This window comes from Pseudomonas sp. 1121_17, from assembly GCF_052850745.1.
The window spans coordinates 221422-236372 of the sequence record NZ_VXCX01000003.1; the positions used below are offsets into that span (position 1 = coordinate 221422).

General features: G+C 61.5%; 12 protein-coding genes. All 12 read right to left on the reverse strand.

Annotated elements, in window-relative coordinates; genetic code table 11:
* Nucleotides 1–43: 43 nt before the first annotated feature.
* The 12 genes from dnaE to uppS all read right to left on the reverse strand — a co-directional run bounded on the left by dnaE (nt 44) and on the right by uppS (nt 14945).
* A complete protein-coding gene (dnaE, locus tag FW789_RS08620; RefSeq protein WP_181088545.1) occupies nt 44–3568 on the reverse strand; it encodes a DNA polymerase III subunit alpha in 3525 nt (1174 codons plus the stop codon).
* Between the two features lie 110 nt (nt 3569–3678).
* Nucleotides 3679–4302, reverse strand: a complete 624-nt coding sequence (rnhB, locus tag FW789_RS08625) for a ribonuclease HII (protein WP_101317266.1) — start codon at nt 4300–4302, stop codon at nt 3679–3681.
* Entirely contained in the window at nt 4303–5430 is a 1128-nt protein-coding gene (lpxB, locus tag FW789_RS08630) for a lipid-A-disaccharide synthase (RefSeq protein WP_103436330.1), read from the reverse strand.
* Between the two features lies 1 nt (nt 5431).
* Nucleotides 5432–6208, reverse strand: coding sequence for an acyl-ACP--UDP-N-acetylglucosamine O-acyltransferase (gene lpxA, locus FW789_RS08635; RefSeq protein WP_101317262.1), 777 nt, complete (start codon nt 6206–6208; stop codon nt 5432–5434).
* Nucleotides 6205–6645 (reverse strand): 3-hydroxyacyl-ACP dehydratase FabZ, encoded by a 441-nt coding sequence (gene fabZ, locus FW789_RS08640; RefSeq protein ID WP_101317259.1) that lies wholly within the window; start codon nt 6643–6645, stop codon nt 6205–6207. Before fabZ ends, lpxA begins: the two co-directional genes overlap by 4 nt.
* Before the next feature lie 115 nt (nt 6646–6760).
* Nucleotides 6761–7816: a UDP-3-O-(3-hydroxymyristoyl)glucosamine N-acyltransferase gene (lpxD, locus tag FW789_RS08645; RefSeq protein ID WP_446431335.1), complete on the reverse strand. Its 1056-nt coding sequence runs from the start codon at nt 7814–7816 to the stop codon at nt 6761–6763.
* A gap of 1 nt (nt 7817) precedes the next feature.
* Entirely contained in the window at nt 7818–8321 is a 504-nt protein-coding gene (locus FW789_RS08650; RefSeq protein WP_101317254.1) for an OmpH family outer membrane protein, read from the reverse strand.
* A 45-nt stretch (nt 8322–8366) separates the two neighbouring features.
* Entirely contained in the window at nt 8367–10715 is a 2349-nt protein-coding gene (bamA, locus tag FW789_RS08655) for an outer membrane protein assembly factor BamA (protein ID WP_101317252.1), read from the reverse strand.
* A gap of 73 nt (nt 10716–10788) precedes the next feature.
* A complete protein-coding gene (gene rseP / locus FW789_RS08660; RefSeq protein ID WP_103436328.1) occupies nt 10789–12141 on the reverse strand; it encodes a sigma E protease regulator RseP in 1353 nt (450 codons plus the stop codon).
* 46 nt (nt 12142–12187) lie between these two features.
* The gene (ispC, locus tag FW789_RS08665) at nt 12188–13378 is read right to left on the reverse strand and encodes a 1-deoxy-D-xylulose-5-phosphate reductoisomerase (RefSeq protein WP_446431336.1); all 1191 of its coding nucleotides are present in this window, start codon (nt 13376–13378) and stop codon (nt 12188–12190) included.
* Nucleotides 13375–14190 carry a phosphatidate cytidylyltransferase gene (locus tag FW789_RS08670; protein ID WP_446431337.1) on the reverse strand — a complete coding sequence of 272 codons (816 nt, stop codon included), beginning with the start codon at nt 14188–14190 and terminating at the stop codon, nt 13375–13377. The genes ispC and FW789_RS08670 overlap by 4 nt, the downstream gene beginning before the upstream one ends.
* The gene (gene uppS / locus FW789_RS08675; protein ID WP_103436325.1) at nt 14190–14945 is read right to left on the reverse strand and encodes a polyprenyl diphosphate synthase; all 756 of its coding nucleotides are present in this window, start codon (nt 14943–14945) and stop codon (nt 14190–14192) included. Before uppS ends, FW789_RS08670 begins: the two co-directional genes overlap by 1 nt.
* Nucleotides 14946–14951 lie beyond the last annotated feature (6 nt).

The following is a 14951-nucleotide window of genomic DNA, read 5'->3' on the forward strand; positions in this document are numbered from 1 at the left end:
AAAGGATCAGGCGCATTCAGGTCGAGATTAAAAATTCATCGCATTAGCGGTATTGCAGGAAGACGTTCTCACGCCCGAACTGGTCACGCAGGGCTTGAATCAGCCCGTCCGCCGGGTCGATCGCCCAGTCATTACCAAACTGCAGCATGGCCTTGGCGTCGTTACCGGTGTATTCAAGGGTGATCGGGCACCCGCCACGGTGGCGGGTGATCAGCTCACCCAGCCAGCGCAGGCGGTCACCCTTGAGTGCATCATGGGCGACCTTCAGGCGCAGGCTCTCGGCCAGCCGCGTGCGCGCATCTTCCATGGTCATCACCTGCTTGACGCGCAGGCGCAGACCGCCAGAGAAATCATCGTTACTGACCTCGCCCTCGACCACGACCATGGCATCGTTCTGCAACAGTGCCTGGGCGGCCATGAACGAGTCTGCGAACAGCGAGGCTTCGATGCGTCCGGAGCGGTCATCGAGGGTGACGAAGCCCATCTTGTCACCCTTCTTGTTCTTCATCACGCGCAAGGCAATGATCATCCCGGCCACCGTCTGCACTTCGCGCGACGGTTTCAGGTCGATGATCCGCTGGCGGGCGAATCGGCGGATTTCGCCTTCGTACTCGTCGATCGGGTGGCCGGTCAGGTACAGCCCCAGCGTGTCCTTTTCACCTTTCAAGCGCTCTTTGAGGGTCAGCTCGCGCGCCTTGCGGTGGTTGGCATAAACGTCGACATCCGCTTCGACGAACAGCCCGCCAAACAGGTCGATGTGGCCGCTATCGGCGGTCCGCGCGGTCTGCTCGGCCGACTTCACTGCCTCTTCGAGCGCCGACATCAGCGCTGCCCGGTTGCGGTCGATGTTGGCCTGGTAGGCCTTGATCTCGTCGTGAAAGTGCGGCCCGAGGCGATCCAGCGCACCGCTGCGGATCAGTGCATCGAGAGTACGCTTGTTGACCCGCTTGAGGTCGATGCGCTCACAGAAGTCGAACAGATCCTTGAACGGCCCACCGGCACTGCGCGCCTCGACAATGGCCTCCACTGGCCCTTCACCTACACCTTTGATCGCGCCCAGGCCATAAATGATGCGGCCATCGTCGTCGACTGTGAACTTGAACTCGGAGGCGTTCACATCCGGGGCGTCAAGGCGCAGTTTCATGGTGCGCACTTCTTCGATCAGCACCACCACCTTGTCGGTGTTGTGCATATCCGCAGAAAGCACCGCCGCCATGAACGGCGCCGGGTAGTGCGTCTTGAGCCAGGCGGTCTGATAAGAAACCAGGCCGTAGGCGGCCGAGTGCGACTTGTTGAAGCCGTAGCCGGCGAATTTTTCTACCAGGTCGAAGATGTTACCGGCCAGATCCGCACTGATGCCGTTGTTGGCACACCCCTCGATGAAGCCGCCACGCTGCTTGGCCATCTCTTCGGGCTTTTTCTTACCCATCGCCCGGCGCAGCATGTCAGCACCGCCGAGGGTGTAGCCGGCCATGACCTGGGCGATCTGCATCACCTGTTCCTGATACAGGATGATGCCGTAGGTCGGTGCCAATACAGGCTGCAGGCCTTCGTACTGGTAGTCCGGGTGTGGGTAGGCCAGCTCGGCGCGACCGTGTTTACGGTTGATGAAGTCATCAACCATGCCCGACTGCAGTGGGCCTGGGCGGAACAACGCCACCAATGCGATAAGGTCTTCCAGGCAGTCGGGCTTGAGCTTTTTGATCAGCTCTTTCATACCGCGCGACTCGAGCTGGAATACCGCAGTGGTCTCGGCCTTCTGCAGCAGCTCGTAGGTTTTCTTGTCGTCCAGCGGGATGAAGTCGATGTTCAGATCGGGCAAGCCTTCCTTGGCCTGCTCGCGGTTGATCGTCTCCATCGCCCACTTGATGATGGTCAGGGTGCGCAGGCCGAGGAAGTCGAACTTGACCAGCCCCGCCGCCTCGACGTCGTCCTTGTCGAACTGGGTTACCAGGCCGCCGCCCTCTTCGTCACAGGCGATCGGCGAAAAGTCGGTGAGCTTGGTCGGTGCGATAACCACACCACCCGCGTGCTTGCCGGTACCGCGACAGACGCCCTCGAGCTTGAGGGCCATGTCCCAAATCTCGCGGCCATCCTCGTCGCTCTTGAGGAAGTCGCGCAGCACCTCCTCCTGCTCGTAGGCCTTTTCCAGGGTCATGCCGACTTCGAACGGGATCATCTTCGACAGACGATCAGCCAGCCCGTAGGACTTGCCCTGCACCCGCGCCACATCGCGCACCACCGCTTTCGCAGCCATGGTGCCAAAGGTGATGATCTGGCTTACCGCGTTACGCCCGTAGGCGTCGGCGACGTATTCGATGACTCGGTCGCGGCCATCCATGCAGAAGTCGACGTCGAAGTCGGGCATCGATACCCGCTCAGGGTTGAGGAAGCGCTCGAACAGCAGGTCGTAGGCCAGCGGGTCCAGGTCGGTGATCTTCAACACGTAGGCGACCAGCGAACCGGCACCCGAACCGCGGCCAGGGCCGACCGGTACGCCGTTGTTCTTGGCCCACTTGATGAAGTCCATAACGATCAGGAAGTAACCGGGGAAGCCCATTTGGATGATGATATCCAGCTCGAACTTGAGCCGGTCCAGATAGACCTGACGCTTGGCCTCGTAGTCCTCGGTAGTGTCCTTGGGCAGGATCACCGTCAGGCGTTCTTCCAGGCCCTCGTGGGAAACGTGGCGCAGGTAGTCATCGATGCCCATGCCATTGGGCGTCGGGAAGTCGGGCAGGAAGTGCTTGCCCAGTTGCACCTCGATGTTGCAGCGCTTGGCGATTTCCACCGTGTTGGCCACGGCGTCGGGCAGGTCGCTGAACAGCTCGACCATCTCTTCCTGGCTTTTCAGGTATTGCTGATCACTGTACAGGCGCGGTCGGCGCGGGTCGTCGAGGGTCCAGCCCTCACCGATGCAGACGCGGGTTTCGTGGGCGTCAAAATCGGTCTGCTTGATGAAGCGCACATCGTTGGTCGCGACCAGCGGCGCGCCAACCCGGTCAGCCAGGGCTACAGCGGCGTGCAGGTAGTCTTCATCGCCAGGGCGATTGGTGCGCTGCAGCTCGACGTAGAAGCGCCCGGGGAACATGCCCAGCCAGTCGCGCAGCAAGGCTTCGGCCTCTGCGCTGCGGCCGCTGAGCAGGGCCATGCCGATATCCCCTTCGCGGGCGGCAGACAGCGCGATCAAGCCTTCGCTGGCCGGGGCTATCCAGTCGCGCTGGATGACCACCAAGCCATTGCGCTGGCCGTCGACCCAGCCGCGCGAAATCAATTCGGTGAGGTTGCGATAACCCTTGGGGTTCATCGCCAGAAAGCAGATACGCGACAATGGCGCTTCCGGATCAGCCCCGGCCAGCCACAAATCGGCGCCGCAAATCGGCTTGATGCCGTTGCCCATCGCGTTCTTGTAGAACTTCACCAACGAGCACATGTTGCTCTGGTCGGTAATCGCCACTGCCGGCATGTTCAGTCCGGCCAAGGCCTTGGCCAGCGGCTTGATCCGCACCAGGCCATCGACCAGGGAGAATTCGGAGTGCACACGAAGGTGAACGAAAGAAACCGACATGTAAGGGCCTATAGCAGAGCAGCGGACAAGCGCGGGATTGTACCGCAAATGTGAACGGCTGCGGCGCCACGTGACGGCCTGCAGGGTCGCAGCGCGACCCGCGCAGGCGATCAGATCAGTGAGGTAGGCACGCCCGCGCGGGCTTCCCAGGCCACCCGCACCGGCGCGAAGGAGCGCCGGTGGATCGGCGTAGGCCCAAGCCGGGCAAGTGCCTCAAGGTGCACGGGGGTCGGATAGCCTTTGTGACCACCCATGCCGTAGCCGGGGTAGATCAACTCGAAGGCGCTCATCTCGCGGTCGCGGGTGACCTTGGCCAGGATCGACGCAGCAGCGATCGCAGGCACCTTGGCGTCGCCCTGCACCACTGGGGCGGATGGCACAGCCAGCACCGGGCAGCGATTGCCGTCGATCAAGGCAAGCTTGGGCGTGATGCTCAAGCCCTCGACCGCGCGCTGCATGGCCAGCATTGTGGCATGGAGAATGTTCAACCGGTCGATTTCATCAACCTCAGCCCGCGCAATGCAAAAGCTCAGGGCTTTTTCGCAGATTTCGTCGAACAACGCTTCGCGCCTGGCTTCGGTGAGCTTCTTGGAGTCGTTCAAGCCGAGGATCGGCCGCCGTGGATCGAGGATCACCGCTGCCGTGACCACCGCACCGCAGAGTGGCCCGCGGCCAACTTCATCGACGCCTGCGACGAGTTCTTCGACCAAGTTGAAATCCAGTCCCAGCTGCATCTAGCGTTGCTCCAACAAGGCCAGCACTGCGTCCGCCGCCTGGTTCGAGGCGTCACGACGGAGGGTGCGGTGAATCTGATCGAAGCTGTCAGTCTGATGCTGGCCATCGGCAAGCAACGGTGCCAGGGTCTGCGCCAGGGCCTCGCTGGTGGCAGCGTCCTGCAGCAGTTCCGGCACCAACATGCGCTGCGCCAACAGATTGGGCAGCGACACGTAGGGGCTTTTGACCATGCGCTTGAGAATCCAGTAGGTCAGCGGCGCCAGGCGATAGGCGACGACCATTGGCCGCTTGTACAGCATCGCTTCCAGCGTAGCGGTACCCGACGCAATCAGCACTGCATCGCAGGCGGCCAGTGCCTGATGCGACTGACCATCGAGCAGAGTCAGCGGCAGGTCGCGACCTGCCAGCATCTGCTCGATCTGCTCACGGCGGGTCTGGTTGGCGCAGGGCAAGACGAACCGCACACCCGGGATCAACTGCTGCAAACGCTCGGCGGCCTCCAGGAACAGCGCACCCAGCCGGCCGACTTCGCCGCCGCGGCTGCCGGGCATCAATGCCACCAGCGGCCCGGCGGGCAGGCCCAGCTCGGCACGAGCGGCTTGACGGTCAGCCTCCAGCGGAATCGTATCGGCCAGCGGATGGCCGACAAAGCGCACCGGTACACCCTGCTCTTCATAGAAGCGCGCCTCGAATGGCAGCAGGGTCAGCATCAGGTCGCAGCCTTCGCGGATCTTCAGCACCCGCTTCTGCCGCCAGGCCCAGACCGACGGGCTGACGTAGTGCACGGTCTTGATGCCGTGCTGGCGCAGTTTCAGTTCGATATTGAGGGTGAAGTCGGGCGCATCGATGCCGATGAACACATCGGGCTTCTCGTCAAGCAGGGTCTCGATCAGCAGTTTGCGTCGCTTGAGCAGCTCACGCAGACGCCCGAGCACCTCAACCAGACCCATCACTGCCAGGCGCTCCATAGGGAAGTAGGACTGCATGCCCTCAGCCTCCATCAACGGGCCGCCGACACCGATAAAGCGCACACCGGGATGGCGCGCCTTGAGTGCGCGCATCAAACCGGAGCCGAGGATATCGCCGCTGGCCTCACCTGCGACCAACGCTACACAAAGCTCACTCATATCAGCGGGTGATGCCGCGAGCGGAGCTCTGGATGGAGGCACGGAACAGCTCGACCTCAGGGTGCAATGCAGCTAACTCCTGCAACTCGTTAATAGCCTCGTCAGCCGTCAGGCCCTGGCGATAGACCATTTTGTAGGCCTTGCGCAGCGCGAGGATGACTTCATCGCTGAATCCACGCCGACGCATGCCTTCGAAGTTCATGCTGCGGGCTTCGGCCGGGCTGCCAAATACAGTGACAAACGCGGGTACATCCTTGCCGATCGCGGTGCCCATGCCCGAAAACGCGTGAGCGCCGATATGGCAGTACTGATGAACCAGGGTGTAACCAGACAGAATTGCCCAGTCGCCCACATGCACATGGCCAGCCAGCGCAGTGTTGTTGACCAGAATGCAATTGTTGCCGATCACGCTGTCATGGCCAATGTGGGCATAGGCCATGATCAAATTGTGATCGCCGAGGGTGGTTTCGGCACGGTCCTGAACGGTCCCGCGGTGAATGGTCACGCCTTCGCGGATCACGTTGTGGTCGCCGATTACCAGACGCGTTGCTTCACCCTTGTACTTGAGGTCAGGGGTGTCTTCGCCAATCGAGGAAAACTGGTAGATACGGTTGTTCTTGCCGATCCGGGTCGGCCCTTTGAGTACCACATGTGGGCCGATTACTGTGCCCTCCCCGATTTCGACATCGGGACCAATGATCGACCAGGGGCCCACCTCGACACCGTCCGCCAGCCTGGCAGAAGGATCGACGATAGCCCGCGGATCAATTGAATTCATAGGGAGCGTTCCGCACAGGTAATCTGCGCCGAGCATACCGGCTTGCCGTCAACCAGGGCACGGCACTCAAACTTCCAGATCATGCTCTTGCGGCTGAGGAACTTGGCTTCGAGGACCAACTGGTCGCCTGGCAACACTGGCTGACGGAAGCGTAGCTTGTCGGAGCCAACAAAGTAGTACAGCGTGCCGTCTGCCGGCTTGGCATCGAGCATCTTGAACCCGAGAATCCCGGCCGCCTGGGCCATGGCTTCGATGATCAGCACGCCTGGCATGATCGGGTGGGCCGGGAAGTGGCCATTGAAGAACGGCTCGTTGATGCTGACATTCTTGTAGGCACGAATGCTCTGGGCCTCGAAGTCCAGCTCCGTGACCCGGTCCACCAGCAGGAACGGGTAACGGTGAGGCAGGTATTCGCGAATCTCGTTGATGTCCATCATTTCGGGGGGAAGCCTGTAGTAAGAATAGGGAGCGCAGGTGCTGACCACACGCTCCTTTAGCAATCCAATAGAGGAGCCAGCTAGCAACGGATCACTCTTGGCTCAGGAAATGGTATCAGCCTTCTGATGTCGGCTGGCCACCTGAGGTCACGGTCTCGAAGCGTTTTTCCATCTGCTGCAGGCGCTTGGCCATATCGTCGAGCTGGCGAATCCGCGCCGCACTTTTGCGCCAATCGCCCAGCGGCTGCATGGCCGTGCCGGAAGAATAGGCACCCGGCTCGGTGATCGAACGGGTAACCATGGTCATGCCGGAGACGAACACGTTGTCGCAGACATCGATATGGCCAACCATGCCGACACCGCCAGCAATGGTGCAATGCTTGCCAATGCGGGTGCTGCCAGAGATGCCGACACACGCGGCCATAGCCGTGTGATCGCCAATCTGCACGTTGTGCGCGATCTGGATCTGGTTGTCGAGCTTGACCCCGTTGCCGATCTGGGTATCCGCCAATGCACCGCGGTCTACCGCAGTATTGACGCCGATCTCGACATCATCACCGATGCTCACACCGCCAATCTGGGCAATCTTGCGCCAGACGCCCTTCTCGTTGGCAAAGCCGAAGCCCTCGCCGCCGATTACCGCACCGGACTGAATCGTCACCCGCGCACCAATGGTCACGTCGTGATACAGCGTGACCCGCGGGGCCAGCCAGCCGCCTTCGCCAATCACACAGCGCGCACCAATGAAGCAGTGCGCACCCACGGTGACATTGGCAGCGATGCGCGCACCGCTCTCGATCACCGCAAACGGCCCAATGCTGGCATCGGCATCGACCTGAGCGTCATCAGCAACCACGGCGCTGGGGTGAATCCCCGCTACAGCCTTGGGCTTTGGATCAAACAGGTGAGAGATGCGCGCGTAAGCCAGATACGGGTCGGCGACGATCAGGGCGTTGCCGGCGAAGCCTTCGGCGTCTGCTGCCTTGAGCAGAACCGCAGAAGCCTGGGAATTGTCCAGGTACTTGCGGTACTGCGGGTTGGCGAGAAAGCTCAATTGCCCGGGACCGGCCTCCTGCAAGGTGGCCAGCCCGGTAATCTGCAGCGCCTCGGGCCCCTTGAGGGTAGCGCCGAGCGCCTCGGCCAATTGGCCGAGCGTCATGGTCACGATCATATCAACGGGCTTGGTTCATGCGCTCGATGACTTGGCGAGTGATGTCGTACTGCGGTTTGACATCGATCACTGCGCCGCGCTCGAGCACCAGGTCAAAGCCGCCTTTCTTGATCACTTCTTCAACAGCACCGTCCAGCTTCGGCTTGAGCTGCTTGAGCATGTCACGGTCGGCAACGGCCTTGGCTTCGTTGAGTTCCTTGGACTGGAACTGGAAGTCACGGGCTTTTTGCTTGAATTCGAGCTCAAGACGCTCACGCTCTTGCTGCTGCATCTTGTCGCCGCCTTTGAGCAGACGGTCCTGGATGCCTTTGGCGCTGCTTTCCAGGCCCTTGAGCTTGGTCAGTTGCGGGCCGAACTTCTTCTCGGCATCGACGGCGTAACGCTTGGCGGCGTCCGACTCGAGCAGTGCCATCTGATAGTTCAGCACAGCCACTTTCATTTCGGCGAAAGCGGGGGTGGCGACCAGCGCCGCAGCCACGAAGGCCAGTTGGGTCAACTTACGCACGATGCACTCCTGGAGAATCCGTTGTCGTTTAGCACGGGGCCGACCTTAGAAGGTCTGCCCCAGAGAGAATTGGAACACCTGGGTTTCGGCTTCTGCCGGCTTCTTGATCGGCATTGCCAAACTGAAGCTCAACGGGCCCAGCGCAGTGATCCAGGTTACGCCCAGGCCAACCGAACTGGCCATGTCCGAGAAGCCGACCTTGGTGCAATCAGGCTTGGAACCGCAGTTGGTGTCGAACACGTTACCCACGTCCCAGAACACGGAGGTGCGCAGCGAGCGCTGGTCCTTGACGAACGGCAGCGGGAACAGCAACTCGACACCACCCTGCACCAGCACGTTGCCACCGAAGGCCAACGGATCCTGATCGGGGTCAGCCGCGGTACCCGGACGGTTACCCTTGCTCGGCGTACTGCGCGGGCCGAGGGTGTTGTCCTTGAAGCCACGTACCGAGTTGAAACCACCGGCGTAGTAGTTTTCGTAGAACGGCAGACCAGAGGTGCTGCCATAACCGTCACCGTAACCCAGCTCAGTGTGCAGACGCAGGGTGTAATCGTTGGACAGCGGCTTGAACAGCTGGCCACGGTAGTCCAGTTTGTAGAACGACAGGTCGCTGCCCGGCACGGTGCTTTCCAGGGTCAGGCTCTGGGAGTGACCACGGGTGGCCAGTACACCTTTGTTCAGGGTCGATTCGGACCAGCCGACAGACGCCTTGAAGTTGAGGAAGTTGTCGCCCTCTTTGTCGACGAAGTCGAAGATCTCGTCAACGGTGTAGCGACCGGTCTTCAGCTTGTCCTGCTGCACGCTCAGGCCGTAGGTCAGACGCGATGTCTCGCTGATCGGGTAACCGACGCTGACACCGGCACCCAGGCTGTCTACTGCGTAGCTGGCCACGTCGACGTCGAGGTCGTCGTAGTCGGTGCTGCGGTAGAAGGCGTTGTAACCCAGGCTGACGCCATCGGCAGTCCAGTAGGGGTCAACGAAGCCAAAGTTGTAGCGGGTCTGGTATTCGCTGCGGGTCAGACCGATCGAAACCTTGTTACCGGTACCGAGGAAGTTGGTCTGGCTGATCGAACCACCGAGGATCAGGCCGGCGCTCTGGGCGAAACCGACGCTGGCGGTGATCGAACCGGAGGCCTGCTCTTCAACGCTGTAGTTGACGTCGACCTGGTCATCGGTACCCGGCACAGGCGGGGTCTCGACGTTGACTTCCTTGAAGAAGCCCAGACGCTCAAGGCGAGTCTTGGACTGGTCGATCAGGTAGGTCGAAGCCCAGCCGCCTTCCATCTGGCGCATTTCGCGACGCAGCACTTCGTCTTCGGTCTTGGTGTTGCCGCGGTAGTTGATGCGGTTGACGTAGGCACGCTTGCCCGGGTCGACCACGAACATGATGTCGACGGTGTGGTCTTCATCGTGCGCCTGCGGCACGCCGTTGACGTTGGCGAAGGTATAGCCTTCGTTACCCAGACGACGGGTGATCAGGTCGGACGTGGTGGTCATCACTTTGCGCGAGAAGACCTGGCCTGGCTGCACCAGCAGCAGCGACTGGACCTGGTCTTCCGGAACCTTGAGGTCACCGGACAGCTTCACGTCACGAACGGTGTACTTCTCACCTTCATTGATGTTGACGGTGATGTAGACGTGCTTCTTGTCCGGGGTGATCGACACCTGGGTAGAAGCGATGTCCATGTTGATGTAGCCGCGGTCCAGATAGTAGGAGCGCAGACGCTCGAGGTCACCGGAGAGTTTTTCGCGGGCATACTTGTCGTCGTTCTTGAAGAACGACAACCAGTTGGTGGTTTTCAGCTCGAACAGCTGGCCGAGCTCGTCATCATCGAACACGGTGTTGCCCACCACGTTGATGTGCTGGATCGCGGCAACCGTGCCTTCGTTGATGTTGATCTTCAGGCCAACCCGGTTACGCGGCTGTGGCACGACTTCAGCTTCGACCTCGGCCGAGTAGCGGCCCTGGGCCACGTACTGACGTTGCAGTTCGTTACGCACACCCTCGAGGGTGGCGCGCTGGAAGATCTCGCCTTCGGCCAGACCAGACTGCTTAAGACCTTTCATCAGGTCTTCAGTGCTGATCGCCTTGTTGCCTTCGATCTCGATGCTGGCTACCGACGGACGCTCGACCACATTGATGATCAAGACGTTGCCGTCGCGGCTCAGCTGGATATCCTGGAAGAAGCCAGTCTTGAACAGCGAGCGGGTGGAATCCACCAGGCGACGGTCGTCAGCCTGATCGCCCACGTTCAGAGGCAGTGCGCCGAACACGCTGCCGGCGGAAACCCGCTGCAGGCCGTTGACGCGGATATCGGAGATGGTGAAGGACTCAGCGTGAACTTCAGCGATCATCAGTGCGGAGAGGACCGCAGTTAGCAGCAGACGTTTCATGAAGTCCTTTTATTCCAACTGGCAATAAACAACCCGCCGCAAAAAGGCGGCAGGTTTGCAATTGAGCGAAGCTTTATAGTCGACCCAGATCGTTGATCAGGGCGAGCAACATCACCCCTATGACCAAACTTATACCGATCTGGACCCCCCAACCTTGCACCCGATCCGACAGCGGACGGCCGCGTGCCAACTCGATCAGGTAGAACAACAGATGCCCCCCATCCAGTACTGGAATGGGCAGCAGGTTCAGAACCCCCAGGCTTATGCTCAGGTAGGCCAGGAAATTCAGGAAATCCCCAACGCCCGACTGGGCTGAAGCGCCCGCCACTTTAGCAATGGTTATCGGTCCGCTCAAGTTTTTTACCGAGAGCTCGCCGAACAGCATTTTCTTCAACGACTCAAGGGTCAGAATGCTCATGTTCCAGGTCCGCGTCAGGCCTTCGCCCATCGCGGCCAGCGGCCCATAGCTGACTTCGCGCAGCATCGTCGCCGGCCATTCGCCACCTTTGACCCCTGCCCCGAGGTAACCACCGGAGGCCTGGCCTTCGCCTTTGCGCGCCAGGGTTACCGCAACATCCAGCACCGCAGCATCGCGCTCGATCCGCAGCTGCACCTTGGCCTCTGGGCGGGCACGCACGCTGTCGACCACTTGTTGCCAGTCGTTGAGGGCAATGCCATCCAGGCTCAGCAGCTTGTCACCGGTTTTCAGCCCCGCTGCCGCCGCCGGCCCGTTCGGGTCGATTTCGGCCAGTACCGGGGCAATCACCGGGCGCCACGGGCGCAGACCCAGCGACTGGATTGGATCGGGTTCATCCGCCCCGCGCAGCCACTGATTCAAGTTGATCTCGTGTTGCCTCTCGGCAGTGCTGCCCTCGTCCAGCACACCCACGCGCAGGGTGCCGCTCTCGCCAAGGCGGCGCACCAGTTGCAGGTTGACCGCAGACCAGCCATTGGTCGCCTTGCCGTCCACCGAGACGATTTCCTGGCCAGCAGCGAGGCCGGCACTGGCGGCCAGGCTACCCGCCTCGACCGCACCGATGACCGGCCGTACCTGCTGGGTGCCAAGCATGGCCAGCAGCCAGAAGAACACGATTGCCAGGAGGAAGTTGGCGATCGGCCCCGCGGCGACAATGGCGATGCGCTGGCCGACCGGCTTGCGATTGAACGACTGCTCGATCAGCGCCGGCGGCACTTCGCCCTCGCGTTCGTCGAGCATCTTCACGTAACCGCCCAGCGGAATGGCCGCAACCACGAATTCCGTGCCATGCCGGTCGTGCCAGCGCAGCAGCGGGGTGCCGAAGCCTACCGAGAAACGCAGCACCTTGACCCCGCAACGGCGCGCAACCCAGAAATGACCAAATTCGTGGAAGGTGACCAGCACGCCCAACGCAACCAGGGTACCGATGATCATGTAGAGCGCAGTCATATCCATCTCCGAAAGACGTTCAGGACAACCCTGGAGCGAGCACGCATCAGCGGCCGTTCCGCCGCAGCCATTCCCGGGACAGCTCCCGCGCGCGCTGGTCGGCAGCAAACACCGCATCCAGCGACGTCAGTGGCACAACTGGCTCCTGTTCGAGCACCTGCTCGATCATACCCGCGATCTCCGGGAAGCGGATACGCCGCTGCAAGAATGCCTCAACTGCCACTTCATTGGCCGCATTGAGTACCGCAGGTGCACTGTGGCCGGCTTCTGCCGCCTGACGCGCCAGGCGCAGGCAGGGGAAGCGTTGCGGATCGGGCGCCTGAAAATCCAGCCGGGCGATGGCGAACAGGTCAAGCGGGGCAACGCCGGAGTCGATCCGCTCTGGCCAGGCCAGCGCATTGGCAATCGGCGTGCGCATGTCCGGATTACCCAATTGGGCGAGCACCGAACCATCGACGTAATCCACCAATGAGTGGATCACGCTTTGCGGATGCACCACGACTTCGACCTGAGCTGGAGCAGCATCGAACAGCCAGCAAGCCTCGATCAGCTCGAGGCCCTTGTTCATCATGCTCGCCGAGTCGACCGAAATCTTGCGCCCCATCGACCAGTTGGGATGGGCACAGGCCTGCTCGGGCGTGACTGCTTCAAGCTGCGCCGATGGCGTTTCGCGGAACGGCCCGCCGGAGGCCGTCAGCAAGATGCGGCGCACGCCAACTGCACCCAGACCAAGCGCATAATCGCCGGGCAAGCATTGGAAAATGGCATTGTGCTCGCTGTCGATCGGCAGCAACACCGCGCCACTGCGCCGTACTGCGTCCATGAACAACGCGCCGGACATAACCAGCGCTTCCTTGTTGGCGAGCAGAACCTTCTTGCCGGCCTCAACCGCCGCCAGGGTTGGACGCAAGCCAGCAGCACCGACGATCGCAGCCATTACCGCGTCGACTTCGCTGGCTGCAGCCACCTGACAAAGGCCGGCCTCGCCTTCGAGCACCTCGGTAGCACTGCCCGCCGCCGCCAGATCCGCACGCAGGCGCAGCGCAGCGTCAGCGCTTGGTACCACAGCAAACGCTGGGCTATGACGCAAACACAGCGCCAGCAGCTGCTCGACCTGGGAATAACCGCTGAGAGCAAATACTTGGTAGCGCTCTGGGTGACGGCCAATCACGTCAAGCGTGCTCAGACCAATCGAACCGGTAGCGCCAAGCACCGTGATCCGTTGCCTACGGCTCACATGACACCCCATTCAGCGGCCCACAGCAGCACGGAGAACATCGGGATGGCAGCGGTCAGGCTGTCGATGCGGTCAAGCACACCGCCATGGCCCGGCAGCAGGTTGCTGCTGTCCTTGATGCCTTCGCGGCGTTTGAACATGCTTTCAGTGAGGTCACCCACCACCGAAGCCATCACCACCACTACCGCACCCAGCAGGCCCAGCAGCAGTTGGCCGATGCTCCAGTCACGCACCAGGCCTACGCCCAAGGCGATCAGCAGGCTGACGCCAAGGCCGCCATACACGCCTTCCCAGCTCTTGCCGGGGCTGACGTGAGGGGCCAGCTTGCGCTTGCCGAACGCGCGACCGGAGAAGTACGCACCGATGTCGGCAGACCACACCAGCACCATCACCGAGAGAATCAGGAAGTTACCCAGCGGCCAGTGCTTGAGCAACACCAGGCCTTGCCAGGCCGGCAGCAGCACCAGCAAGCCGATCAGCAGGCGGCAGGCGGCACTCGACCACAGTTCGCTACTGCGCGGGTAGGTCAGCACCAGCCAGGTCGCCAACCCCCACCAGATCACCGCTGCGCCGAGCACCCAAGGCGCCAGTTCGGGCAACAGGTACAGCAGCATCAACGCCGCAGCCACCACAGCGGCATAAGCGATGCGCATTGGTTGAGCCATCAAGCCGGCCAGACGCGCCCATTCCCAGGCGCCCAAGGTGACCACACAGCCGATGAACAGGGCGAAGTCGCCGCCCTGCAGAAGAAAGAATCCAGCCAGTGCAATCGGCAGCAGGATCAGCGCAGTAATGATGCGTTGTTTAAGCATTAAGCACGAGCTCCAGCCTCGACCTGCTCGCTGGTTTTCCCAAAGCGGCGTTGGCGCGAAGCGAAATCGGCCAGCGCGGTACGCATGGCCTCGTGTTTGAAGTCCGGCCAGAACAGGTCGGAGAAATACAGCTCGGCGTAAGCCAGCTGCCACAGCAGGAAGTTGCTGATGCGATGCTCGCCGCCGGTACGAATACACAAGTCAGGCAGCGGCAGGTCGCCGGTCGACAGACAGGCCTGCAACAACCCCGGAGTGATGTCGTCCGGGCGCAGATGCCCAGCCTGAACCTCACGGGCCAGCCGTTGCGCCGCCTGGGCGATATCCCACTGACCACCATAATTGGCAGCGACCTGCAGGATGAAGCGATTGCTGCCGGCGGTTGCCGCTTCGGCCTCGCGCATGGCGGCCTGCAGCTCCGGATGAAAGCGGCTGCGATCACCGATGATGCGCAGGCTGATGTTGTTGTCATTGAGGCGCCGGGCCTCGCGGCGCAAGGCTGTGAAAAACAACTCCATCAACGCGCCGACCTCATCGGCCGGGCGCTGCCAGTTTTCACTGGAGAAGGCGAACAGGGTCAGGACTTCGACACCCGCCTCGGCACATACCTCAATCACCGCGCGCACAGCATCCACGCCAGCTTTATGCCCGGCAACACCGGGCAGCAGACGCTTCTTCGCCCAGCGATTGTTGCCGTCCATGATGATCGCGACGTGGCGCGGCACCCCTGACGGCGCCGCTTGCTTGGTCTTTTCCATGAAGAG